Origin of the sequence: Aquabacterium sp. (assembly GCF_041909175.1) — a bacterium.
Taxonomy (GTDB): Bacteria; Pseudomonadota; Gammaproteobacteria; order Burkholderiales; family Burkholderiaceae_C; genus Aquabacterium.
In genome coordinates this window covers 283,743-309,511 of the sequence record NZ_JAYRDZ010000004.1, presented here as the reverse complement: position 1 = coordinate 309,511, position 25,769 = coordinate 283,743, and the positions used below count along the sequence as shown (strand labels likewise).

The window sequence follows — 25,769 nt, the reverse complement described above, 5'->3', positions numbered from 1 at the left end:
TCAAAGCGCAGCAAGGAAGGCCACTGCGTCGGCCTCAACCCGGCTGCGGCGCATGGGTGGCAAGCTTTGCCAGATGCGCCGCCCGTACGGCCTGTCGATCAAGCGCGTGTCGCCGATCATCAGAACCCCTCGATCATGCTCGCTTCGGATCAGGCGGCCGGCCCCCTGTTTCAGTGCAATGATGGCTTGCGGCACCTGGTGCTCCATGAAAGGGTTGCCCCCTTCCTGTTCAAGCAACTCCAGCCGCTTGGCCAGCACGGGGTCGTCTGGCGGTGCAAATGGCAGTTTGTCGATCACCACCAGGGTGAGCGCATCGCCCTTGACGTCAATGCCTTCCCAGAAGCTGTGGCTGCCCACCAGCACGGCGTTGCCGGCGCGGCGGAAGTCGTCCAGCAGTGTGGGGCGGGGGGCGTCGCCTTGCCTTAAAACGGGGTAGGGGTCGCCGCCAGCTTCGAAGCATTGCTTGAGGTAGTCGGCCGCTTTTTGCACGGCCCGGTGGCTCGTGCACAGTACAAAGGCACGCCCGCGGTTCGCACGGATCAGCGGCAGGGCCGCATCGACCACGGCTTCGGTATGGCGGGCGTCACTGGGCTGCGGCAGGCCGTGAGGCACATAGAGCATGGCCTGCTCGGGGTAGTTGTAGGGGCTGGACCAGGCCTGGCAGTGTGCGTCATCCAGACCCAGGGCCTGCGTGAAGTGGGTGAAATCGTTCTTGACCGCCAAGGTGGCTGAGGTGAACACCCATGCTCTCCGCGGGGGCGGTTTGACTTCACCGGGTGCTGTTTCAGCCTTTTCAGGCGCCTCGGGGGCTGCCGGGGGGGCATCGTCAGCGTCTTCGAAACCGGCTTCTTCCTGCTCGCCCAGTCGCTGGCGTTTGAATACATCGGCCACCGAAATCGGTGTGCGGTGCAGTTGCAGGCCATGGGTGCCGACATCGATCCAGCACAGTTCAGGCTCGCTGGCGCGTTCGGGGGCACCCCAGGCAATCAGCCTTTGCAGCAGATCGTGCGCCCGACGGTGCAGTTGTGCCAGATCGGGGCTGCGCTCGGACTGGGCGTCCAGCAGGTCACGGATTTCTGCGAGCACATCTTTCAGCGTACCCAGTGCTGCATGCAGGGGGTGCGCGTCACCCAACTGGGGCAAGGACAGCCTTTGCATATGGGGGCCAAAGCTCAGGCGCAGATCGCGTATGGCCTTGTCCAGCGGGGCGAGCACGGTGGGCCAGTTGGCGGCATCGCGTGCCTGCGACTGCCCGGTGGCCAACGCATCACGCAGCAGATCCATCAACTGGGCGCTAGCTACCGACTCACCAAAGAACAGGGTGGCGGTTTCGGGCAACTGATGCGCCTCGTCGAAGATCACCGTCTGGGCGGTCGGCAGCAACTCGGGTACACCTTCCTCGCGCAGCATCAGGTCGGCAAAGAAGAGGTGGTGGTTGACCACCACGACATCGGCATCCTGCGCCTCTCGGCGCGCCTTGATGACGAAGCATTCGGCGTATTGCTTGCACTCGCTGCCCAGGCAGTTTTCGCGTGTCGAGGTCACGCGGGCCCAGATCGTGGCGTGCTCGGGCACCGAGGGGCACTCGCTCTTGTCGCCTGTCGGGCTCAGATGGATGAAGCGGTTGATCAGGCTGAGGTCGCGTACTTCCTGCCGGCTGCTCAGCAAGGACGAGTCCTGGTTGGCTCGGTCAAGGTGGTGCCAGCACAGGTAATTGCTGCGCCCCTTGAGCAGCGCCACCTTGACAGGCACACCAAGGGCATCGCGCACGGCAGGCAGGTCGCGATGAAAAAGCTGATCTTGCAGGGCCTTGGTGCCGGTCGAGACGATCACCTTGCCGCCCTCAAGCAGTGAGGGCACCAAATAGGCCGCCGTCTTGCCGACCCCGGTTCCCGCTTCCAGCACGACGGTGCTGGCATCTTCGATGGCTTGCGCGACAGCCTGCGCCATCTCGATTTGTTCGCGGCGCTCGCAATAGCTGTCAAAGGCTCTGGCCAGGGGGCCGTCAGCAGAAAAGATCGTGGGCAGGTCCATGGGCATTCGTTCAGGCGAGTCGCTATTGTCGGCGTATTCCGGTGGCCTGAAGGGCGCCCTGATGGGCGTATCAGGGACCAGGGCGACCCACCTGAGCAGCCAGTGCTGTTGTCAGTGTGTCGATGCTGTCGCGCAGATGAGCCCCGGTGGCCGTATCGGCACGGCTTCGACTGGCCTGCAGGCGCAACAGTTCCAGCAGTTCTCGGGCCTCCTCACGGAAGGTGGCCCTCACGTCGGCGCGGGCAGAGGCATTGCGAACAACGGCCTGGGCCAGGCGGTTGAGGTGTTCGCGTTGCAGGTCTCGCCACGCAGAGGCATCCGCTGGGGCACGGCCGGGTTGCCAGATGGTCGTCACCAGGCGGTGCTGCAGTTCGGCGGGCAGCAGGGGGTGGGGCTCCCGGTCCCGTGTCCGCGCGGCGTTGTCGAGCAGGCGTTCTGCCAGGGTGTCGCTCATGAGGTAGCCGAGCGTCTCTCGCTGCACAGCGAGGCGCTGCTGTGCCATGGGCAGGTCTGCCGGTGTGGCATCACGCCCAATCGATCGGGCCAGATAGTCTGGAGACAGTTTGCGCTGCAAGGTGGCTGGCAGTGCCCAGGCGTCGGCATTCAGGAACTCATTGGCCAGCAGGGACAGCGCAGCCCGTTGCCGCGATGCAGGCACGGGGTCGATGGCATCACGTGGGCTGGAGGCACCGACCCGGCGGGTGCTCACACCACCAATCTGGCGTGACAACAATTGACTGGTTCGCCCCAGTTCTCGCCAACCGTACAGCACGGTACGCCGAGCCCAACTGGCATCATCAGGGTCGGTTTCTGGCTTCTGCACGACTTTTTTGAACAGATCTCGGACGATCGCGAGGCGCTGCCGGGCAAATGCAGTGGGGTCATCGCCCAGGTCGAAGACCTGGATGTCAGGATCCAGGCCCGTCGCCATGTCTTCGTCCGTGCCATAGGCGAGGGCTTGTGCCTGGGCTGGTTCATCGCTGCGTCGCGCGATCGCCAGCAGAGCCTGTCGTGTGGCGGGTTGGCTGTCGTCGAGCGTTGCGTAGCCATACTCGATGGCCCAATAGTCATAGGGGCCAAGCGTGGTCTGGAATGGCGCGCCACCTTGCTCTCCAGGCACAGGCAGGTTGATGGGCAGGTAGTCCATCACCGAGGCACTGATGCCTTGTGCCGAGGTCAGCAGCATGCTGTTCAAGGCCGTGGCAGAGCGCCACCCCGAGCCACGGAAGTTATGGCGCAGGCCCAGCGCATGGCCGACCTCATGCATGGTGACATCCTTGAGGTAAGCGAGCACGAAGGCGCGAACCTCTGGCGCATCGGGGTCGACAATGCCCCCCTCGGCCAACAAGGCCAACCCCAGTTCGAGTTGCTCTGCGGCTTCATCTGCGTGGTCACAACGCTCGGCCGGTGGGCTGTCCGTCACGCTGTCCGCCGCCGAGGCAAGGTATTGGCTGCGCGCGGTACGCATCGATCGGGAAGACAGGCTTTCCAGTGCGATGTCGGCGTCCAGAATCTCACCCGTGCGGGGGTCGACATGCGATGGTCCGATGGCACCGAATGTGGCCTGCATATTGGTCATCCAGCGTATCGAAGCGTGCCCGGTTTCCTGTGTGTCAAATGGCTTGTCCTTGGGCGGCGTTTTCACCTCAATGGCGTGGGTAATGCCGATCGCGTCAAACGCCTTGTTCCACTCCAGAATGCCCGCCGTGATCGTGTCTCTGTATGCATCCGGAATGGTGGGATCGAGCCAGAACACAATGGGTTTGGCTGCATCCGATACGGCTGCCTGTGGATCTTTCTTGGCCAGGCGCCAGCGGTTGATGAACTGGCGGGTGGGCGTGCGTGCCAGGTCATCGGTGAAGTCGTTGACCACGCTGGTGAAGTAGCCAACACGGGGGTCAGCCAGCCTGGGTGTCATCAGCTTGTCAGGCAGTGCCGACAGGGTGTAGTGAACCTGGATGAACAGGCTGCGGGGGTCGGGCACGGTGATGGGCACGCTCGACGTTGGCAGCGGCGAACCGGTTGGAGCCGGAGCGGCAATCGAGGCTGTCGCAAAGTGCTGATTGACCTCAAAAACCGTACTTTGGGCCTGGCCATGGACCTCGGTCAAACCTGAGTTGCGTGGGTCGATGGCATAGCTTTGTCGAAAGGTTCTCTGCAGTTGCAGGCCCAGGCCGAGCAAGTCCCCCTGCCACAGGGCGCTGGCGTCGACCAGGATGGCACCCGTACGGGCCTGCGGCGCACTCGCCACCGGGACGCTTGCCAGCAACGAGGGGGAATACGCGGCGGCCACGGCGAGCGACTGCGGTGTGCCAGGTGTGGCAGTGAACAAGGTGTTGAGTGCAATCAGCTGGACTTGCTGCCTGACGACCCTGAATTCCACCAACTGGGGTCGGCCTACCAGCGCGCCACGGGACTGCATCAACCCACCATACAGCCCAGCCTCACCGATGCCCGTCGCCAGTTTGGGCGACAGGAACAGCGGGGTGTTCAGCATGGACGGCGAGAGCTCGATCCAGGTTTTTTCCTCGCGCTGCCAAACTGGCAACAGGCCCGCTGTGCGCTTTGCATTGGCAACGACCACGGTGAACGGCGGAGCTGCTCCCAAGGTGGGGGGCTGTGCTGCCCCGGGTGCGGCTGACGACGAGGCTGATGCCGGTGCTTTCGCCGCGTTGCTCATGGCAGCGGCCAGAGCGGCGATGTCGAGCTTGGGGGCGGGCTTGTTGGATGTCGCTGGCGGCGGGCTACTGGCACAGCCGAGCAGCAAAGCGGGCAGCAGGCCCATGCAAGTGCACAGAAGCAGGAAGGGCGAGCGGCGCGGTGGGTACTTCATGATCGATTCATCTTACATGGCTGATCGTGTGGCACCCATGAAAAAGCCGACTGAACCTTGGCGCTCAGTCGGCTTGTTTTTTAAAGGGGCATTCGCCCAGCTTATTCGGCTGGATGTGGGAACCAGCTCCGCAGAAAGTCCAGTTGCGGGAAGTCATGTACGGCCAGCGGCCCGAACGCCACGATGGACAGGCCGATCGTCATGACGACCAGGGGCAGGATCCAGCGCTCATAACGGTAGTAGAAGCTGGCGTGACGCACTTCTGCATCGGCTTCGTCGATCTCGTCTTCGCCGATGACCTGACGGGTCAGCAACTGGTTCAGTGCGACCGGTGGCAGGAGATACCCCAACTCGAAGGCGACCAGCACCATCATCCAGAAATGAATCGGATCAATGTTGTTGGCATAAGCGATCGGAGCCAGGGTGCCCGACACCAGCACCACAGCGCCAAAGGGATCCATGATCATGCCCAGGATCACCTTGGTCACCACCAGGAAGGCCATCGCTGTCCAGTGGCTCTCGAACACTTTCGGGAAGAACGCCATGATCTCCGAGCGCTCGATCACCCCACCCATGGCCAGCGACAGTGTCATCAGGCTGAGCAATGCGCCGATGTGTCCGATGGTCTCGTTGGTGGCGAAACGGATCGATTTTTCCACGCCGTCCTGGCGGTGGCTGGCGTAGTCCGGCGTGAGTTCAGCCTTGCCCTTGTTGAGCATCTTGTCGAAGATGAGGATGATCAGCAGCATCACCGGCATGATGGTTGGCGCAGTGATTTCATTGAGCTTGGTGTCGAGCGCGAACTCATACAGCGCGATCACGGCCACCACCACACCAATGTAGGGCAGAGTAGGAGCCAGGGCGCGCAGGGTGCCCGGGATGGCCACGCTGAACGACTCGATGTTGGCTCGCTGCGTACGCAACATTTGTGAAGCCAGGAAAAACAAGGTCGATGTCAGCAGGAACACATAAAAGCCCCAGTGGTACAGACCATTGGTGGTGACCTGCTTGTTGAGTGCAGCGATCAGTACCACCAGCAGACAAGGGCGCAGCACCACGCCGAGCGAGCCCGACATGGCTGTGGCAGCCAGTGCGAACTGGCGTGTGCCACCGGAAGCGCGCACCTCGTGATAAATGATGCCGCCAGCGGCGATCACGAAAATGCCAGATGCACCGGTGTAAGCGGTTGGGACGGCTGCGGCCAGCAGGATGATGTACGTGAGCATCTGCGGTGACAGTCGCCACGGGCGCAGCAGGTCCATGAACAGGTCGACGATGCGGCTTTGCTTGAGCAGCATGCCCGCCCAGATGAACAGCCCCAGGTTCAGGAAGATGTTGGGCAACTCCATCAACTGGTTGATGTAGATCGCCAGGCCGGCACTGTGTCCGTGGATCAGGAAGTAGCTTCCGGCAATGATCGCCATTTGGGCATAGAGGGGGACGGCCAGCACTGCCGAACCCCATGTGCCCTGACCCGCATCAGCCTTGACGGGCTTTACCACGCGCTTGAGGTTGATGGCCAGCAGCACCACGAACAGACTGATCCACACATAGTGCAGGAGAGGGTGCTCAACCGGCACGCCAGACTTTTGCAGGATCTGGTAGTAGCTGACGCTGGAAAACAGCAGCATGGCCGATGCGATGGCCTGGCTGATCGACTGCAACATGAAGTCGCGGGTATAGCGGCCCGGGCGGATGCCGATGTGGTGAAAGCCCAGCGTGGTGGTGATGGCGGCAATGGCTACCATCAGCAGCAGAATCAGTGGGCGGTTGTCGGTGCCGATCTGGAACAGACCGAAGAAACTGGTTTCAATCGTGCGGTAGATCTTGACCTGTGTGGTCTGGTGGGCGCTGATGCGCTTGTACAGATCATGCTTGGCACGGCAAATGCCAATGGATTGCTCCAGTGCACGGCGCGCAGTCGCAGGGTCCTGCGCTGCACTGCTGCTGCCACCGAAGAGATCATCGATGTCATCACCCCCTCCGGATTTGACAGCCGCTTGCTTTTTCAACTCCTCGTCGATGTTGGGGTTGGGGTTGCAGTCCGGCTTTGTTGGCTCGGCACGCAGCATGAAGTACTGCACCTGCTGGGCTGGGTCGCCGAACATGGATTCACCCAGCTTGAGCAACTGGCCGTGCACCATCTCGCCGGTGCCGATGATGAGTGTCAGCAGCAGCATGGCAAAGACGGGCAGACTGGAAAACCACTCCAGCATGGTGCGGCCCAGGAGCTGACGGGAAGATGGCGTGTACATGGATACTTCTTGTTTAGGCAGTCCGGGGGACGCTGATGAGAAAAAGGGGGCGTCAGGCCCCCTTTGGGATCCGTTTACAGGGCGGTATGCCCTGAGCTCACTTCCAGTCTTCTTCCGACTTGGTGGCGCATTCCGGATCACTGCCGTTGACGCTGCAGCGGATGCGCTTGATGACCTTCAGTCCGCGCTTGTCGTACAGGCCCTTTTGGGCGATGTCGATGCGTGACTCACGCAGCATCAGGGTGTACTTGTAGGCGTTGTCTGTGCTGAGGTCGATCCAGGTGGCCGGCGGGATGCTGGTGTCCGATTGCTTGACCAGTTGCATGGCCCGATCGAACTGGGTCAGCCAGTAGTCGCGCGACTGATCACCGAAGCCATCGGGGAACTTGGCCTTGTTGAGCACCACCTGATAGGTGAGGATCATCAAGGGGAAGCGCACGATGCCGCCTTTCTTGCCAATGCCCTTGTTCAACTCCAGCGGCTTGTAGGCCAGGGACGGTGCGCCGATGAAGTCGACCGAGCCGTTGTTGAACTTGGAGGCGAAATTCATGATGTCAGCCGAGATGGGCTGGGCCCCGATCTTCTGGATCATCACCGCTTGGGCCTTGTCGTAATCGAAAGAGGCGATGCGCTTGCCAGCGAGGGCTTCAACCGAGTTCAGCTTGCGATCATTGACCACCGGGTAGGCTGCGCCAAGCGGGATGATGCCGCCGATTTCATAGTTGCCATCGACCATCAGCTTGGCGGCCTTCGCATCGGAGAAGGTCTGAACGATGCGGCGTACCACCTCGTAGCTGGCCGGCATGTCGATCTTGCCGTCCTTGATGATGGTGGTGGAGCCCAGTGAGTCGATGGCCCCGGCAACTTGGTTGAACTGGCGGGTGCGGAAGGCCGTGGCGATCACCCCATCGCATTGGCCGGTGCGGAAGTCTTCTGTGGCCACACGCTCGTCGGAGTAGCCCTTGAGCTCGATCGATACATTGTGCTTCTGCGCCGCAATGGCGTAGTCCTTGGCCATGTTGAAGAGATCGCCGGAGGTACCGAGCAGGTCATAGACGCAGATCTTCTGCGAGGCCTGAGCCGACGTGATCGACAGGACGGCCAGGGTGGTAGCCAGGGTGATTTGACGCAGTGACATCGGGGTGGGCATGAGGGGCTCCAGTCAATCAAGGAATCCGGGGCTGGTCGGCCAGCAAAACGGCTTTCCAAATCTGATTACATGTGTGTGCAAATTGTTTGTGGCCGACTATAGCCACGCGGGGTGACGCACTGAATGGGCCTTCCCCGCAGGTGTGGGGAAGGACTTTCCCTAGCGCATCAGTTCAGGAAGCTGCTGGCATCGATGCTGCCGCCAGCCTTGTCGTCCCAGAATTTGCCAAGGCTGTTGATGGGGGTGCGGCTGCCTGTGTTCTGTGTCCACAGACGATCTGAAATGTTGGTCATTTGCACTTCGGCAATCGCATCGAGCAAACGGTATTGCTGATTCGGTTTGAAGTTGTCGATCGATGCAAAGCGCTTGAGCACCGCGCGGGTCGTGGCCACATCGTCACGGGACTGAGCTGCAATTGCAGCCATCACGTGTGGCAGTCGTACGCCTGTGGCTTCGCCCACGGTCATGGCCGCATCGAAAGTGCCTTTGACATCCTTGCCGGCATCACCGCCAGGGATGATGCTCCAGACCACGGCTTGTGTGGCCGACGGCACGCCCCACCACTTGGCATTGTTCAGGCAGGTCATGGCGAACTCGGCTTGCGGTGCGATGTCGGTGGGCACGCCCACAGTCTGCTGCGCACCCATGTCGTTCTGGATGGCCTGGAGGCCCGCCACGCTGCCCAGCAGGTAGACCAGTTCGTCGAAGTCACGCTTGAACTTCGGGCAGGTGCTGCCGTACTTGAAGAAGTACTTTTGCTCCAGCTTGGTCTTCATGCGGGTGAAGGCTGCATATTGGCGGCCCGCAGCCTCGGCCATCAGCCGCTTCTGGTTGATGCGCGCATCCTGGGCTTCATCGGCACGCTTGTCGCGGGCGGCCCGCATGTAGCGCATCTCTTCAGCGACCATCTTGCTGTCGGAGCACACGCTGGACGAGTGCAGCAGGATGGTTTCCATCAGTGCCGGGTCACCATAGAAGTTGCGGGCTGCGCCCACCAGCGGGGTGTTGACCACCGCAAACTGGCAGACCATGTCGACATCCCCCATCTGCAGCACAGGGGGTGTGAAGCCGTCTTCGAGGATGTTGAGGGTGATGCCGCTGGTGGCCGACTCCATCACGGCGCAGCCGCCCAGGGTCAAGGTCGAGGCGACGAGGGCGGCGGCCGAAAGAATGCGGGTGACACGGGGAAACATGCAGGAGCGCTCCAGCTAGGTGAACGACGTGCCGTTACTGTTTAACGGCTGCCAATTAGTTCACAAAATTCTAGGTGAAACGCTTGTTTGGATGACCTCGAAACCGGGATCCTCCCCTCTGGATAAACCCTTGATTGGCCCCCTCAAACAAGTGAGCCCGCACAAGGCGGGCTCAGGGTTTTGGTGGGGTTGACCGAATCAGCGAATCGGTTTGAAACGCACGCGCTTCGGACGGGCACCTTCTTCACCCAGGCGCTTCTTCTTGTCGGCTTCGTATTCCTGATAGTTGCCGTCAAAGAAGAACCATTGCGAATCACCTTCGCAGGCCAGGATGTGGGTACAGATGCGGTCGAGGAACCAGCGATCGTGGGAGATGATCATGGCGCTGCCGGCGAACTCCAGCAGGGCGTCTTCCAGCGCGCGCAGGGTTTCGACGTCCAGGTCGTTGGAGGGTTCGTCGAGCATCAGCACGTTGCCACCCTGTGCCAGCGTCTTGGCCAAGTGCAGGCGACCACGTTCACCACCAGACAAGTTGCCCACCAGCTTTTGCTGGTCGTTGCCCTTGAAGTTGAAGCGGCCGATGTAGGCACGCGAAGGCATCACGAACTTGCCCACGACGATGTTGTCGAGGCCGCCCGAAACGTCTTCCCACACGGTCTTGTCGGCGGCCAGACCTTCGCGGCTCTGATCGACAAAGGCCAGTTGAGCCGTCTTGCCGATGGAGACTTCGCCGCTGTCCGGGGTTTCAACGCCCTGGATCATGCGGAACAGAGTCGACTTGCCGGCACCGTTCGGGCCGATGATGCCGACGATGGCGCCTGGGGGGACCTTGAAGCTCAGGTTGTCGATCAGGCAACGATCGCCAAACGACTTGGTGACGTTCTTGAACTCGATGACTTCATTGCCCAGACGCTCGGCCACGGGAATGAAGATTTCATTCGTTTCATTGCGCTTCTGGTATTCGACGTCGCTCAGCTCTTCGAAGCGCGCCAGACGAGCCTTGGATTTGGCTTGGCGCCCCTTGGCATTCTTGCGCACCCACTCCAGCTCCTGCTTCAGGGCTTTGGCGCGAGCGTCTTCGGTCTTTTGTTCCTGCTCCAGGCGCTTTTCCTTGGCGTCCAGCCAGTCGGAATAGTTGCCCTTGTAGGGGATGCCTTGGCCGCGGTCGAGTTCAAGGATCCACTCGGCAGCATTGTCCAGGAAGTAGCGATCGTGGGTGATGGCCACCACGGTGCCGGAGAAGCGGCTCAGGAACTGTTCGAGCCAATCGACGGATTCAGCGTCCAAGTGGTTGGTCGGTTCGTCGAGCAGCAGCATGTCGGGCTTGGACAGCAGCAGGCGGCACAGGGCCACACGACGCTTTTCGCCCCCGGACAGGTTGCCGATCACGGCATCCCAGGCGGGCAGACGCAGGGCGTCAGCAGCCAGTTCGAGTTGCAGGTCGGTGTTTTCCGAGCCCGCTGCTGCAATGATGGCTTCCAGCTCACCTTGTTCTGCGGCCAGGGCGTCGAAGTCTGCGTCAGGTTCGGCGTACAGCGCGTAGACCTCATCCAGGCGCTTCTTGGCAGCCAGCACGCCACCAATGCCTTCTTCAACGGCCTCACGAACGGTCTGCTCGGGGTTGAGTTGGGGCTCCTGGGGCAGGTAGCCAATCTTGATGCCAGGCATCGGGACGGCTTCGCCCTCGATGTCCTTGTCCACCCCGGCCATGATCTTCAGGAAGGTGGATTTGCCCGAGCCGTTGACGCCCAACACGCCAATCTTGGCGCCCGGGAAGAAGCTCAGGGTGATGTCTTTGAGGATCTGCCGCTTCGGGGGAACGATCTTCCCGACGCGGTTCATGGTGTAAACGTACTGTGCCATTCGGTCGCTCGCAAGGCGAGATTCAATCTTTCGTCAAAGGCTGTAGCTTAAGGCAAGCTGGGTGCAGTTCGGTGACAACCTGACGATTCAACGTAGAACTTCGAACGTTTTCAGCCAGTCATCGACCTGATTCATCGATGTTTCCAGTGTCAGCTGCTTGCGCCGACTGCTGGCGCCTCGGATCAGGGTGACGCGAGCTTGGGGAAGGGCCAGCTCTTTGGCGAGCCAGCGTCTCAGTGCATCGTTTGCAGCGCCGTCTACGGGGGGAGCCGCCAGGCGCACGCGCAGCGCACCGTCGTGCCATCCGGTGATCTCGGTCTTCTTCGCGTTGGGGGATACAGAGACGTCGATCACCACATGGTGGTTGGGTGCTTTGCCATCCAGTCGCAAGCAGGGCCAGTTGGTAGAGGTTGGCGTTGAAAGGCTGCGCGGGGTCATGACGGGGGTCAGAAATGGAAAAGCCCGGCCGAGGCCGGGCTTGAAAACAGCGCTGTGTTGCGCTGGGATCGTTTACCCGTTGGGGTGCCGATCAGGGCTTGTTGCCAGTCGGGAAAGGCCAGGCAGCTTGAGGGCTGAGCGTGGTCTTGGCGGCAGGCTTGGCCGGGGCAGGCTTCTTCGCCGCAGGGGCAGGCTTGGAAGCGGGCTTCTTCGCAGCAGCCTTCTTGGCGGCCGGCTTCTTGGCAGCCGGAGCAGCCTTCTTGGCCGGGGCAGCCTTCTTCACGGCAGCAGCCTTCTTGGCAGGAGCGGCAGCCTTCTTGACAGGAGCTGCAGCCTTCTTGGCGGGTGCAGCGGCCTTCTTGGCAGGAGCAGCAGCCTTCTTGGCAGGAGCAGCAGCCTTCTTGGCGGGCGCAGCAGCCTTCTTGGCAGGAGCGGCAGCCTTCTTGGCGGGCGCAGCAGCCTTCTTGGCAGGAGCGGCCACCTTCTTCACGGCGACCTTCTTGGCGGGAGCAGCTGCCTTCTTGGCAGGCGCAGCAGCCTTCTTCACAGCGGCTTTCTTGGCCGGAGCAGCTTTCTTCGCTGCCACTTTCTTCGCAGTTGCCATACGTTATCTCCTTGATCAAGTTGCAAAGAGCACTGCACCACTGCATGCGGTGCAGAGATTCACCACCCAACGCCCCCTAGGATCTGAGCGCGGTGTCGTGAATGGGGTGGGTCGGGTAGGCATGTCTGGTTGCGTGCTGTGGGCTGCAGGCCTGGGTCAATCCCAGGACAGGGCTCCACCCGACTGGTATTCGATGACGCGGGTCTCGAAGAAGTTGCGTTCCTTCTTGAGGTCGATCATTTCGCTCATCCATGGGAAGGGGTTCTCTTCATTGGGGAAGAGTTCTTCCAGGCCGATCTGCATCGCGCGGCGGTTGGCGATGTAGCGCAGATAGCCCTTGAACATGGATGCGTTCAGACCCAGCACGCCACGTGGCATGGTGTCTTCGGCATAGCGGTATTCGAGTTCGACAGCTTTCTGGAACAGATCCTTGATCTCGGCCTTGAATTCCGGTGTCCAGAGGTGCGGGTTCTCCAGCTTCAACTGGTTGATCAGATCGATGCCGAAGTTGCAGTGCATCGACTCGTCGCGGAGGATGTACTGATACTGCTCGGCGGCACCGGTCATCTTGTTCTGGCGGCCCAGTGCGAGGATCTGCGTGAAGCCGACATAGAAGAACAGACCTTCCATCAGGCAGGCGAAGACAATGATCGACTTCAGCAAGGTCTGATCAGCTTCGTGGGTGCCCGTCTTGAAGTTGGGGTCCATGATCGCGTCGATGAACGGGATCAGGAACTCGTCCTTGGCACGGATGGCCTGCACTTCGTGATAGGCGTTGAAGATCTCGCCTTCGTCCAGCCCGAGCGACTCCACGATGTACTGATAGGCATGCGTGTGGATGGCTTCTTCAAAGGCCTGGCGCAGCAGGAACTGGCGGCACTCCGGCGCTGTGATGTGGCGGTAGGTGCCCAGCGTGATGTTGTTGGCAGCGAGCGAGTCAGCCGTGACAAAGAAGCCGAGATTGCGCTTGACGATGCGACGCTCGTCTTCGGTCAGACCATTGGGGTCCTTCCACAGTGCAATGTCGCGAGACATGTTGACCTCTTGCGGCATCCAGTGGTTGGCGCAGGTAGCCAGATACTTTTCCCAGGCCCACTTGTACTTGAAGGGGACCAGCTGGTTCACATCGGTCTGGCCATTGATGATGCGCTTGTCGGCCACGTTGACGCGGCGTGCCGATGCACTGGCAGCAGAGGTCGATTGTTGCGCGGTGGGAGCCACCGCCGCTGCAGTTTGCAGCGGAGACGCGATCGGGTTCTGTGATGCTTCGGCGGGCGAAGTGGGCACAGAACTGGTCGACATCGAATTCGATTGAGGTGCGTCGTCTTCCCAGACCAACATGGTGAACATCCTATGAATTTGGATTATGGAAGGGTGTTGTTAAAAACACCAAGCACTTCTTGACATGAAGAGCCCGCGGTTGTTGCGGGCGTGCATCGAAGTGCAGCCGGTTTGAAGACAAACAAGGCCTCGAGCGCAGGTGTTTGTGCTGAGGCCTTGTTTGCGATGGAGTCAAGTCTGCTTGCTCAAGCCTGGCTTATTGGCAGGCCTCGCAATCGGGGTTGTCGATCGAGCAGAACTTGATGTCGGTAGCGGGCTCGGCAGCAGGTGCTGTGCTGGCAACAGGCGCAGCAGCTTCACTGCTCACACCGCCGCTGGTCGGCACAGAGTTGAGTTGACCGCGGGACACGGTGGACTTCTCTGCATGGGTGGCGCCCACGGTGCGGAGGTAGTAGGTGGTCTTCAGACCACGCAGCCATGCGAGCTTGTAGGTCTCGTCCAGCTTCTTGCCCGAAGCACCAGCCATGTAGATGTTGAGCGACTGAGCCTGGTCGATCCACTTTTGTCGACGTGCTGCCGCTTCAACCAGCCACACGGGCTCCACTTCGAAGGCCGTGGCATACAGGTTCTTCAGCTCTTCAGGCACGCGGTCGATGCGACGCAGCGAGCCATCGAAGTGCTTGAGGTCCATGACCATCACGTCGTCCCACATGCCGAGCTTCTTCAGGTCACGCACCAGGTACTCGTTGACCACGGTGAATTCGCCGGAGAGGTTCGACTTGACGGACAGGTTGCCGAAGCAGGGCTCGATTGATGCATCGACACCGATGATGTTCGAGATGGTGGCAGTTGGTGCAATGGCCACGCAGTTGGAGTTGCGCATGCCGTACTGTCCGATGCGGCCGCGCAGGGCATCCCAGTCCATGGTCACCGAAGTGTCAACTTCGACATAGCCGCCACGTTGCTCCAGCAGCAGTTTCAGCGAGTCGAGCGGCAGAACACCACGGTCCCACAGCGAGCCACGGAAGCTCGAGTAACGACCACGCTCTTCAGCCAGTTCGGTCGAGGCCCAGTAGGCGTAGTAGCACAGGGCTTCCATCGAGCGGTCAGCGAATTCGATGGCGGCCTGGCTGGCGTAGGGCAGACGCAATTGGTACAGCGCATCCTGGAAGGCCATGATGCCCATGCCCACCGGACGGTGACGCAGGTTCGAGTCACGCGCTTTCTTGACAGCGTAGTAGTTGATGTCGATCACGTTGTCGAGCATGCGCATGGCGGTGCGAACCGTCTTGCGCAGCTTGTCGTGGTCGATGCCGCCATCCTTGAGATGTTGCGACAGGTTGACCGAGCCCAGGTTGCACACGGCAATCTCGCCACCATTGGTGTTGAGTGTGATCTCGGTGCACAGGTTCGAAGAGTGGACCACGCCAACGTGTTGCTGGGGCGAGCGCACGTTGCAAGGATCCTTGAAGGTGATCCAGGGGTGGCCGGTTTCGAACAGCATCGACAGCATCTTGCGCCACAGGTCGACTGCCTTGATGCGCTTGAAGGGCTTGATTTCTCCACGGTCGGCCTTGGCTTCGTAGGCAGTGTAGGCTTCTTCAAAAGCCTTGCCGAACTTGTCGTGCAGGTCAGGGCAGGCCGAAGGCGAGAACAGGGTCCAGTCGCCACCTTCCATCACGCGCTTCATGAACAGGTCGGGGATCCAGTTGGCCGTGTTCATGTCGTGGGTACGACGACGGTCATCACCGGTGTTCTTGCGCAGTTCCAGGAATTCTTCAACGTCCAGGTGCCACGATTCTAGGTAGGCGCACACAGCACCCTTGCGCTTGCCGCCCTGGTTCACCGCCACGGCGGTGTCGTTGACGACCTTCAGGAAGGGGACGACGCCTTGCGACTTGCCGTTGGTGCCCTTGATATGCGAGCCCAGGGCGCGCACCGGGGTCCAGTCGTTGCCCAGGCCGCCTGCGAACTTGGACAGCAGGGCGTTTTCCTTGATGGCTTCATAGATGCCATCAAGGTCGTCGGGGACGGTGGTCAGATAGCACGACGACAATTGCGAGCGACGGGTGCCGGAGTTGAACAGCGTCGGGGTCGACGACATGAAGTCGAACGAGGACAGCAGTTCATAGAACTCGATGGCGCGGGCTTCGCGGTCGATTTCGTTCAGAGCCAGACCCATGGCCACACGCATGAAGAAAGCCTGGGGCATTTCGATGCGCTTGCCACCGGTGTGCAGGAAGTAGCGGTCGTACAGGGTTTGCAGGCCCAGGTAGTCGAACTTCTGGTCACGCTCATAGTTCAGCGCAGCACCCAGGCGGGCCAGATCGAACTGGGCCAGCTTGTCGTCCAGCAGTTCGGCTTCAATGCCCTTCTTGATAAAGCCGGGGAAGTAGTCTGCGTAACGCGTGGCCATTTCGGCATGCGTGACTTCTTCGCCCAGGATTTCGCGGCGGATCGTGTGCAGCAGCAGGCGGGCAGTTGCACGGGTGTAGGCCGGATCGTGTTCGATGCGGGTCCGCGCGGCCAGGATGGCTGCCTTGTAGACCTCGTCGATGGACACTCCGTCGTACAGGTTGCGCTGTGTCTCGGCCAGAATCGGCGCTGCCTTGACGTCATCGCCGAGGCCCGCGCAGGATTCTTCGATCAGGGCTTGCAGGCGGGGCAGGTCCAGCGGCACGCGCTGACCGTTGTCGATCACATGCAGCGAGGGCAGGACAGCGGCTTGTTGTTCGGCCACTTGCTTGGATCGCTCTTGAGCGCGGCGCTCGCGATACAGCACGTAGGCGCGGGCAATCTCATGGTGACCGCCGCGCATCAGGCCAAGTTCGACCTGGTCCTGCACGTCTTCGATGTGGAAGGTGCCGCCACCCGGACGCGAGCGCATCAGGGCACGCACGACGGTTTCAGTCAGGGTGTCGACCGTTTCGCGCACGCTGGCAGATGCCGCGCCTTGGGTGCCGTGAACCGCCAGAAAGGCCTTCATGAGGGCCACGGCGATCTTGCTGGGTTCAAAGGAAACGACAGCGCCGTTGCGTCGGATGATCTGGTAGCCGGCATAGGCCGACTGTCGGGAAGCTGGGGTGGCGTCGCCGCTGGTGGCGGACTGGACGTTGGCGGGGGAAGGCGTGGCGCTGGACGAGGTCGTTTGCATGTGGGTCCCTTCAGGATCAAGGCCTCGCCGCAAGAGCGGACAAGGCCTTTGTCTGGTGCTGTGCACTGTTAACTGAGGACGCTATATCTGGTGTCTGCTTGTGTTTTAAGCACTACCTGTAGCGTTCGGGTGCCACTATAACGCGAAATCCAGCGGGTGCGTCAAGCTCTGGAAAAAATCAGGGAAAGTGCCGGGTTCGGCGTGCGGGTACGGGCAGGTCGAGGCCTCTAAGGCGGGCTGTCAGCGAGGTGGGAAACAGTCTGCAGGCCAGCCAAGCAGCTGTTGCAAACGCGCCCACTCAAAGGCGCACCCTGGGTCCTGCTTGCGGCCAGGGGCCACATGCTCGTGGCCGGCCACCTGCTGGATCGGGTAGTGCTGGCGAGCCGCATGAATCAGCCGAGACAGCGTTTCGTATTGTGCGGGCTCAAAGGGCTGATGCTCCAGCCCTTCCAACTCGATGCCAATGCTGTAATCGTTGCAGTTGTCGCGTCCCTGCCATGACGAACGTCCTGCATGCCAGGCACGGTCATGGGCTGACACGAACTGAATCAGTTCGCCGTCGCGCCGGATGACAAAATGAGCAGAAACCTCGGCGCCCCGAATCTGCTGGAAGTAGGGGTGGGCATCCCAATCAAGCCGGTTGGTGAAGAGTCGCTCGATTTCATCTCCGCCATAAATGCCGGGCGGCAGGCTGATCGAGTGCACCACAACCAGGGTCACGGCCGAGTGCGGCGGCCTGGGGCCGAAGTTGGGGGAGTCCACCCGCCTGGCCCAGGGGCACCAGCCACCAGTCCAAGGTTCATTCAGCGCAGAGGGGGTCATTCTGCGTCCGCATCGGGGTCGAACCGCTCACCAAGGAAGAGGCCCTGGTCGGTGATGTGGATGCCCAGTCGTGCCATGCGGTAGCGCATCTGGCGCAAGGACAGGTTGAGGCTGGCCCCTGCCGCGGTCCGATTGAGCTTGTGCTTTTCAAGTGCCTGCACGAGTATTTCGCGCTCGACCTGATCCAGGTGGGCCACGAGGTCGCAGGGTAAGGTGGTGCTGTCTTGCGGGCTAGCCTGAGCGGGCATCGCAGGCGCCTCGACCACCGGTTCAATGGCGGGAGTGGCGGACACGCGCGCCGTGCCGACCGCTTTCGGGCAGCCATCCAGAGACAGATCTTCTGCCTCGATGGTCTCGTGGCCGCTGAGGGTCACTGCGCGGTGCAGGATGTTCTCGAGCTCCCGCACGTTGCCAGGGAAGTCGTGGCTCAGGAGTCTCGTCAGTGCGGCCGGACTCACTTGAGGAACCGTGTGCAGATGCGACTCTGAAGCAATGCGGGTCAGAATGCGCTGGACCAGATCTGGCAGATCTTCTCTGCGATCTCTCAGCGCAGGCAGCTCGATCCGAATCACATTGAGTCGATAGAACAGATCTTGACGGAACCGACCTGCCGCCACCTCCGAACTGAGGTTTTTGTGGGTGGCACTGAGGATGCGAACATCCACCGCTGCCTCGTTGATCGCGCCGATAGGTCGAACCGCACGCTCCTGAATCACGCGCAAGAGCTTCGATTGCATGGACAGTGGCAGATCACCGATTTCATCGAGAAACAGAGTGCCGCCGTGGGCCGCCTGAAAGAAACCCTCGCGGTCTTCCGTGGCGCCTGTGAACGCACCTTTGCGATACCCGAAGAATTCCGCTTCAAGGAGGTGCTCCGGAATCGCCCCACAGTTGACGGCGATGAAGGCGCCAGATGCGCGACTGCTGGCTTCATGAATGGATCGGGCCACCAACTCCTTGCCTGTGCCGGACTCGCCCGAAACCAGAACCGGCGCCATGCTGCGGGCTACTTTGTCGATGAGCGAGCGAACGTGCTGCATGGCGGGCGCCTGGCCTGCCATGCGCGCCAGTGCGGAAGTCGATGCCGTACGGTCCTGTCTTGTCGCCTTGGTGGGGGCTTTGGGTTGTGGCAGCTCCGAGGCCAGTTGAACGGGCCTGGCCTGGCTCGCCGCAGACGAGACCGCCGAGCGGAATTGCCGCAGATCCACAGGTTTGGTCAGGTAGTCGTATGCGCCTGCCTTGAGTGCTTCGACCGCGTTCTCTGCCGACCCGTATGCCGTGATCACGATGGCCTGCTCTGCCCGGTGCTCTGCTTCGAGCCGCTTGAGCAGTTCCAGGCCTGTGCCATCAGGCAGGCGCATGTCGGTGATGACCACGTCAAATCGGCGGTCCTGCAACTTGGACCAGGCGTCGCCGACCGATTCGGCCGTCTCCACGTCATAGCCCTCGCGCAGCAAGGTCAGTTCGTAGAGTGTTCGCAGGTCGGGCTCGTCATCCACGACCAGCAACTGGTGTCTGTTGGGCTGAGTCATTCAATCAGGTGTTGACGGTCTCGGTGACAGCAGGGATCACCATGAAAAACTCGTTGTGGTGGCGATCCGGGCCCGGGTGCTGCCTGTAATCAATGCTGGCACCATGCCGCTCGCACAACTCCCGGCAAATATACAGGCCGAGCCCGGTGCCACGACTCCGCGTGGAGAAGAAGGGCTCAAACAGCGCCCGTTCTGTATCTGGAGGAATCATGTCGCCATCATTGAGAACCGACAGCACGATCATGCCGGCTGTGCCCGCATGTGGTTGGTGCCGCAGTCTCAGTTCGACGCTGCCGGTCTGGCCGGCGCAATGGCGGTTGGCGTTGTCCAGCAGGTTGATCAGGATGCGCCTCAGGTGATCAGGCTCGAATCGCGCCTTGGCCGTTGGGCGGGGCAGTCCTGCGATGTCAACCCGCAGTCGGCTGTCCGGGCCATCGGGCAAGCTGTGCGTCTGACGCCAATCTTGAACGATGAGCGCCAGTTGGTCGATCAGGTCAATGATGGGTGCCGGCGGCCGGGCGCCAGGGGCGACTGCCAGGATGTCGTCGATGATGCGCTTGAGGCGGTTGACGTTGTCGCCGACCATTTGCGACAGCCGGCGCTGGGTGGGGGTGGTGGCATCCTCTCCCATGAGCGCATTGGCTTGGGCGATGGCCGCCAAGGGGTTGCGGATTTCGTGTGCGATGCCTGCCGACATGCGCCCCATCGCGGCCAGTTTGTCTTGTCTCTGGCGTGCCTGAACCTGTCTGGCGTCTTCCAGGAAGATCAGGCAAACGTCCTCTAGAACCTGCGTTTTGCGGCCACGTGTGAAGCGCACCCGCAGGTTGAGTGCACGCTGGGACTGGTCATCAAACCGCAAGGTGATTTCTTGCCTTTGGTCGGACTGGGTGGGGTGTTCAAAGGCCTGTTCAACTGCCTGAACGAGGTTGAACCAGGCGGGTATGCCGCGCAGCTGGAAAGGCGGTGGCGGGGTCTGCCCATGTGGCGTCAGCAGGCGCCGCGCAGCGGGGTTGGCGGTGCGGACCCGTCCCAGCCGGTCTACCACCATCACCCCTTCGGCCATCTCCTCGATCACCAGCTTGTTGAGTTGCGCTTGCTGTCGAGCCAGCTCCATGCTGCCGCGGGCACTGCGCTCTTCACGTGCCAATCTGCTGGCCAGCTCGCTGGCGACGACGGCCACGGCAAACAGCCCGAAGCCGGTCAAGCCTGCTTGCGTCAGCAGCGTGGTCATTTCACCGGGGGCATCTGCTTGCAGGGCCGCCACGGCGAGCAGGTTCAATGTGGCCACGGCGGCTGTGGCCAGTGCCATGATGCGCGGCATCAGAATGGCCGCCATCAACACCGGCAATGCCAGCAAAGCCTGTGAATTGAAGGCGTTGTCTGAAAGGAAATGCAGGCCAGCAAAGGCAGCCAGATCGACCCCGATCGTCGCCAGGGCTTGCCGTTTGCTGAGGTTGCGCTGGTTGCCCTGCCTCGGGTGGCGTTGACTGGGCCACAGCGACCACAGCAGTGTGCTGACAAAGTAGACCGCTGTGATGGCCATCAGGCCGATGGACGGACGGGATTTCACTACCCAGGCAGCGCCGAGCAGACAGACCAGGATGAACGCCAGACCTGTGCGTGCGGTCAGGAAGGCCCGGTAGATGCGAAAGAAGGTGGGGGCCCGATTGCGCTTGTCGGCCGCTCGGTTGGCGGGCGGGAACCGTCCCGATGAGCCGGAGGCTTCATCCAGTGGTGCAGGTTGGGTGCCTTCTCCAGCCAGCATATCGGCTGCCAGGGTGGTCGGGCCGTCCAGTGGGCCAAACCAGGACGTGTCTTTGTCCAGATGGGGCGCAGGCATGGTCGCGTGGCTCCAGGGCTTCACGGGCGGGCAGGGCCAGCCAGCTGGTGTGCCTCGGAGCAATAGAACAAGGCAGGCTGCCGCGTTGCATCAAGCTGCGCTTCATTTTGCGGAATGTGTACGCCGCAGTGGGCACACACCACCATGCTCTGTGGCGATGGATGCTTGTCGGCCGCCGGCTTGGCTTGTTGGGCATCTTGGGGCGACCGCGGCGCCCACGGACGGGCTTTCAGCAGCCACAAGATCACCAGAGCCAGGATGATGTACTTGAACATGGTGCAGGTGCGCTCGGTTCAAACCTCAGTGCTTCTGTGAAGGATCACTTCCAGCACAAACCTGGAGCCGACATAGGCCAACAACAGCAGCAGCGAACCGGCATACAGCCACCGCACGGCCTGGCGACCACGCCAGCCGAAGCGCCAACGGCCTGCCAGCAACACGGCAAAGACCAGCCAGGACATCACTGAAAAAACCGATTTGTGGGTCCAGTGCCAGGGCGTTGTGAACCAAAACCCGAGTAGCAGCGTCAGCGTCAACATGATGAAGCCGGCGCCGACGAAGCGGAAGGTGAGCGACTCTAGTCTGAGCAGCGGCATGCCCAAGACCTTCGGGGCTGCTTTGGGCCCCGCCTTCCCGGCTGCCGGTTTGGCCCGCAGTTGTTTTTCTGCGTGGCGCAGGACGGCCGCGTGCATCAGCGCCGCGCCTACCAGCCCATAGGCTGCAAAACCCGTTATCCAGTGCACCGGGGCCCATGATGAAAGGCTGCTGCCTGTGTGGGCCTGGCCAGGGAAGATCCAGGCCAGCGCCACGGCCAGTGCTGCTGCGACAGCCAGCCACTTGCGCATGGTCGGCAAACCGAGGCGGTGGCTTTCTGCTGCGTAGACTGCCAGCACCAGCCAGGTCGTTACCGACAATGCTGGCGCAAAGCCAAAACGGGCTACCATGCCGGAGCCCTGCCACTGCAATGTGTCGAAGGCAATCGAGATGGCATGCGCCAGCCAGCCAGCCGCCAGCGCAGCCCACACAGCACGGTCTTCAGGTGCGCGTTGCTCAGGGTCACGGCCTGATGGAAGTGAGCTGGACAGGCCGTAGGCCAGCACAGCCAGCGCGCTGGGCACGACAGTCAAAGAGACGGACGATAAAATCATCCGAACAGTTTAAGGTCGCCGCGCCTACTTTCGCGGGGCAACCTTCGGTACGCTACCGAATCAACACGCAATTTCACTTTCATGGCATCCAACCTTACTGAACGTCTGAGCCAGCTGGTCAAGACCATGCGCGGTCAGTCGCGCATCACCGAATCCAACGTCCAGGACATGCTGCGCGAAGTGCGCATGGCCTTGCTGGAAGCCGACGTTGCCTTGCCAGTCGTGCGCGACTTCATCGCGCGCGTCAAGGAGAAGGCACTGGGGCAGGAAGTGATTGCCTCGCTGACACCCGGGCAGGTGCTGGTCAGCATTGTTCAGAAGGAACTGGCAGCGACCATGGGTGAGGGGGTGGCCGACATCAATCTGTCGGTGCAGCCTCCCGCCATCATCCTGATGGCCGGTTTGCAGGGCGCAGGTAAAACGACCACGACCGCCAAGCTGGCCAAGCATCTGATCGAAAAACGCAAGAAGAAGGTGTTGACTGTCTCGGCAGACGTCTACCGCCCTGCGGCCATCGAGCAGCTGAAAACCGTCACAGCCCAGGCCGGTGCAGAGTGGTTCCCTTCCACCCCTGATCAAAAGCCGCGTGACATCGCGCTGGCCGCCATCGACTATGCGCGCAAGCACTACATCGATGTGCTGCTGTTCGATACGGCGGGTCGTCTGGCTATTGATGAAGCCTTGATGGCGGAAATCAAGGAGCTGCATGCGCTACTCGACCCGGTCGAAACCCTGTTCGTGGTCGATGCCATGCAGGGGCAGGACGCCATCAACACGGCCAAGGCCTTCAAGGACGCCTTGCCGCTCACCGGCATCGTGCTGACCAAGCTGGATGGCGATTCACGTGGTGGTGCGGCCTTGTCCGTGCGTCAGATCACCGGGGTGCCGATCAAGTTCGCCGGTGTTTCCGAAAAGATTGACGGTCTGGAGGTCTTTGACGCCGACCGGCATGCCGGACGTGTGCTCGGCATGGGCGATATCGTGGCCCTGGTGGAAGAGGTCACCAAGGGCGTCGACATGGCGGCGGCCCAGAAGCTGGCCGAGAAGGTCAAGTCCGGGGTCGATTTTGACTTCAACGACTTCCTGGCGCAGATCAGCCAGATGAAGAAAATGGGCGGCTTGTCCAGCCTGATCGACAAGTTGCCGACCGAGATTGCCTCCAAAGCCGGCCAGGCCGATATGGACAAGGCCGAGCGGGACATGCGCCGCATGGAGGGCATCATCAATGCCATGTCGGCCAAGGAGCGTCGCCAGCCGGCCTTGCTGATGGACGGCAAGACCAAGGCCAGCCGCAAGCGGCGCATTGCGACCGGTGCGGGCGTGCAAATTCAGGATGTCAACCGCTTGCTCAATCAGTTCGAGCAAATGCAGACCATGATGAAGAAAATGAAGGGGGGAGGCCTCTTCAAGATGATGAAACGCATGGGCGGCATGAAAGGCGGCTTCCCGGGTATGGGGCGTTGACGCACTTCATTTAATTCTGCGGCATTTGCAAAATCGCCAAATCCGTCACACTATATTGCCGGGCAGGGCGTCGGTCCTTGTGAGCGTTGTATCAGTTTGCAAGGCATGGGTTGATCTGGCGCAATTTCCAGCCGATGTTGATCAAAATATCCCACAGAAGGATGTTTTCTAGCTTCAAAGGCGGATTTGATTATGGAACTCAATGCATTGTTGCCAGTGGCCTTGACAGGTGTCGGGGCGGCCTTGGTCGGCGCAGCCGTGGTTGCCATCCGCATGAAGCGACAGGCGGCTCGCAAGGAGCAGGGGCGCAGTCGGCGTGGCGGTGAGGCGGTGGATACCGTTGTGGGCTGGACGCCTTCCGCGACACGTATATTGACCCGCTCCGAGCGCGAGGCCTATCACACCCTGCGCAAGGCGTTGCCTGACCACATGATTCTGGCGCAGGTTCCCCTGTCACGGTTCCTCAAGGTGCCTACCCGTAATTCATATACCGAGTGGCTGGGCCGTGTTGGCGCGCTGTGTGCCGATCTGGTGGTGTGTGACGCCACCTCTCAGGTTGTGGCGGTCATCGAGGTGCGTCAGCCTGTGAGCCAGGAAAAGGAGCGCACCCAAAAGCGCCACAGTCGCATGGACAAGGTGCTCAACTCGGCAGGCATCCCGGTGCATGTCTGGCTGGAGGGGGCCATCCCTGGTGCCACGGTCGCACGTGAGTCCGTTCTGGGGTCGGCCTTTGCCTTCCAGAACAAGAAAACAGCGAGCTCTGGTGCCCGAACCCGCTTGAGTGCAGAGGCGGCAGCCATCGTGGCGGCCTTGCAGGCTGGTAATTCGCTTCAAGGCCTCAATGGGCCAGGCAAGGGCGTGGACTTCGACGTCGATGATGATTTCGACGACGAAGACGATGAGCCCCGTGGTCGCAGCGGTGATCGGCGCGATCCGCCCTCATCAACCTGGTTTGATGAGTTGGATTCGGGTCCCGTGCCACTGGACACGGCAACCCATCGCTGATCAGGCCAGCAGGGCCTGTGCAAATTCCTTGGCGTTGAAGGTCTGCAGGTCTTCCAGCTTTTCGCCCACGCCAATGAAATAGACGGGTACGCCGCGCTGGTGCTCTTTTGACCACAGCGCGATGGCGGCCAGCACGCCACCCTTGGCGGTGCCGTCGAGCTTGGTGACGATCAGACCAGTCAGTCCAATGGCTTCGTCAAAGGCCTTGACCTGGGCCAGCGCGTTCTGCCCCGTGTTGCCATCGACGACCAGCAGCACCTCATGCGGCGCACCGTCCATGGCCTTGCCGATCACGCGCTTGACCTTGCGGAGTTCGTCCATCAGGTGCAGTTGGGTCGCGAGACGACCTGCGGTATCGGCTATCACCACATCGCAGCCTCGTGCCTTGCCTGCCTGAACGGCGTCGAAGGTGACGGCAGCGGGGTCACCACCTTCCTGGCTCACGATGTCGACGTGGTTGCGGTCAGCCCAGACCAGCAACTGTTCACGTGCAGCGGCACGGAAGGTGTCCGCTGCGGCCAGCAGTACCTTCTGGTGTGCGCCGCTGAGGTGGCGGGTGAGCTTGCCGATCGATGTGGTCTTGCCGGCACCATTGACGCCCGCGACCATGATGACCGTGGGTGTGTGTTCGCCAACGACCAACGCCTTTTCAAGCGGGGCCAGCAATTCGGTGATGCCGTCTGCCAGCAGATTTTTCACCTGAGCAGGGTCGGTGGCTTTGCTGTCCTTGACGCGTTGCTTCAGATCCTCCAGCAGGAAGCTCGTGGCTGCGACACCGGCATCGGCCATCAGCAGTGCCGCTTCCAGTTCTTCGTAAAGGGCGTCATCGATCTGCGTGCCGGTGAACACCTGCGCAATGCTGGAGCCGGTCTTGCGTAGGCCATGGCGCAAGCGGTCCAGCCAGTTGCGCCGCTCCACAGCCGGCTTGTCGATGGAGGGTTCCGACGACGTGGCTGAAGGCGTGAGCGCGGGCGGCACATTGGGAGCCGCTGGCGCGGGCTCCTGCAGTGCAGGCGCAACCGGCGCGGCCTCTTGCGGCTCGGTCGAGTGGTCGGCGCTGCCGAACCCCAGCTTTTTCTTGATGAAACTGAACATGCACGAATTGTAGGTGGGGCTTTCTACAATCGGGCATTGTTCAAGATCCATTTAGCCC

The 25,769-nt window shown here is 61.3% G+C and carries 18 protein-coding genes; 2 read left to right on the top strand and 16 right to left on the bottom strand.

The window, feature by feature from the left end; all coding sequences use genetic code 11:
- The 15 genes from ACE3PH_RS08305 to ACE3PH_RS08235 form a co-directional block, all read right to left on the bottom strand.
- Entirely contained in the window at window positions 1-2,034 is a 2,034-nt protein-coding gene (locus ACE3PH_RS08305) for an ATP-dependent DNA helicase (RefSeq protein ID WP_374317776.1), read from the bottom strand.
- A gap of 70 nt (window positions 2,035-2,104) precedes the next feature.
- On the bottom strand, window positions 2,105-4,867 hold the full coding sequence (locus ACE3PH_RS08300; RefSeq protein WP_374317774.1) for a zinc-dependent metalloprotease: 2,763 nt from the start codon (window positions 4,865-4,867) through the stop codon (window positions 2,105-2,107).
- A 101-nt stretch (window positions 4,868-4,968) separates the two neighbouring features.
- Window positions 4,969-7,122: a TRAP transporter large permease subunit gene (locus tag ACE3PH_RS08295; RefSeq protein WP_374317772.1), complete on the bottom strand. Its 2,154-nt coding sequence runs from the start codon at window positions 7,120-7,122 to the stop codon at window positions 4,969-4,971.
- A gap of 97 nt (window positions 7,123-7,219) precedes the next feature.
- Complete coding sequence (locus ACE3PH_RS08290; RefSeq protein WP_374317769.1) at window positions 7,220-8,272, bottom strand: putative solute-binding protein; 1,053 nt, start codon at window positions 8,270-8,272, stop codon at window positions 7,220-7,222.
- Between the two features lie 167 nt (window positions 8,273-8,439).
- On the bottom strand, window positions 8,440-9,465 hold the full coding sequence (locus tag ACE3PH_RS08285; protein WP_374317767.1) for a hypothetical protein: 1,026 nt from the start codon (window positions 9,463-9,465) through the stop codon (window positions 8,440-8,442).
- A 198-nt stretch (window positions 9,466-9,663) separates the two neighbouring features.
- On the bottom strand, window positions 9,664-11,328 hold the full coding sequence (ettA, locus tag ACE3PH_RS08280) for an energy-dependent translational throttle protein EttA (protein ID WP_374317765.1): 1,665 nt from the start codon (window positions 11,326-11,328) through the stop codon (window positions 9,664-9,666).
- An 87-nt stretch (window positions 11,329-11,415) separates the two neighbouring features.
- A complete protein-coding gene (locus ACE3PH_RS08275; RefSeq protein WP_374317763.1) occupies window positions 11,416-11,766 on the bottom strand; it encodes a DUF167 domain-containing protein in 351 nt (116 codons plus the stop codon).
- Between the two features lie 91 nt (window positions 11,767-11,857).
- Entirely contained in the window at window positions 11,858-12,370 is a 513-nt protein-coding gene (locus ACE3PH_RS08270; protein ID WP_374317760.1) for a histone, read from the bottom strand.
- Window positions 12,371-12,526: 156 nt separating this feature from the next.
- Window positions 12,527-13,711, bottom strand: a complete 1,185-nt coding sequence (locus ACE3PH_RS08265; RefSeq protein WP_374317758.1) for a ribonucleotide-diphosphate reductase subunit beta — start codon at window positions 13,709-13,711, stop codon at window positions 12,527-12,529.
- Between the two features lie 196 nt (window positions 13,712-13,907).
- Window positions 13,908-16,805 carry a ribonucleoside-diphosphate reductase subunit alpha gene (locus tag ACE3PH_RS08260; RefSeq protein ID WP_374317756.1) on the bottom strand — a complete coding sequence of 966 codons (2,898 nt, stop codon included), beginning with the start codon at window positions 16,803-16,805 and terminating at the stop codon, window positions 13,908-13,910.
- Window positions 16,806-17,045: 240 nt separating this feature from the next.
- Entirely contained in the window at window positions 17,046-17,627 is a 582-nt protein-coding gene (gene ampD / locus ACE3PH_RS08255; RefSeq protein WP_374317754.1) for a 1,6-anhydro-N-acetylmuramyl-L-alanine amidase AmpD, read from the bottom strand.
- Window positions 17,624-19,159, bottom strand: a complete 1,536-nt coding sequence (locus ACE3PH_RS08250) for a sigma-54-dependent transcriptional regulator (protein WP_374317752.1) — start codon at window positions 19,157-19,159, stop codon at window positions 17,624-17,626. The genes ampD and ACE3PH_RS08250 overlap by 4 nt, the downstream gene beginning before the upstream one ends.
- A gap of 4 nt (window positions 19,160-19,163) precedes the next feature.
- Entirely contained in the window at window positions 19,164-20,999 is a 1,836-nt protein-coding gene (locus ACE3PH_RS08245) for a PAS domain-containing sensor histidine kinase (protein ID WP_374317750.1), read from the bottom strand.
- 20 nt (window positions 21,000-21,019) lie between these two features.
- A complete protein-coding gene (locus ACE3PH_RS08240) occupies window positions 21,020-21,274 on the bottom strand; it encodes a PP0621 family protein (RefSeq protein ID WP_374317748.1) in 255 nt (84 codons plus the stop codon).
- A gap of 18 nt (window positions 21,275-21,292) precedes the next feature.
- Window positions 21,293-22,147, bottom strand: coding sequence for an inner membrane protein YpjD (locus tag ACE3PH_RS08235; protein WP_374317746.1), 855 nt, complete (start codon window positions 22,145-22,147; stop codon window positions 21,293-21,295).
- A gap of 81 nt (window positions 22,148-22,228) precedes the next feature.
- On the opposite strand from ACE3PH_RS08235, the gene ffh reads away from it, so the two are divergent.
- Both ffh and ACE3PH_RS08225 read left to right on the top strand, forming a co-directional pair.
- A complete protein-coding gene (ffh, locus tag ACE3PH_RS08230) occupies window positions 22,229-23,611 on the top strand; it encodes a signal recognition particle protein (RefSeq protein ID WP_374317744.1) in 1,383 nt (460 codons plus the stop codon).
- 192 nt (window positions 23,612-23,803) lie between these two features.
- Entirely contained in the window at window positions 23,804-24,616 is an 813-nt protein-coding gene (locus tag ACE3PH_RS08225; protein WP_374317742.1) for a DUF2726 domain-containing protein, read from the top strand.
- Here ACE3PH_RS08225 and ftsY read toward each other — a convergent pair whose 3' ends face one another.
- On the bottom strand, window positions 24,617-25,711 hold the full coding sequence (ftsY, locus tag ACE3PH_RS08220) for a signal recognition particle-docking protein FtsY (protein ID WP_374317740.1): 1,095 nt from the start codon (window positions 25,709-25,711) through the stop codon (window positions 24,617-24,619). It lies immediately after the preceding gene.
- Window positions 25,712-25,769: the final 58 nt, after the last annotated feature.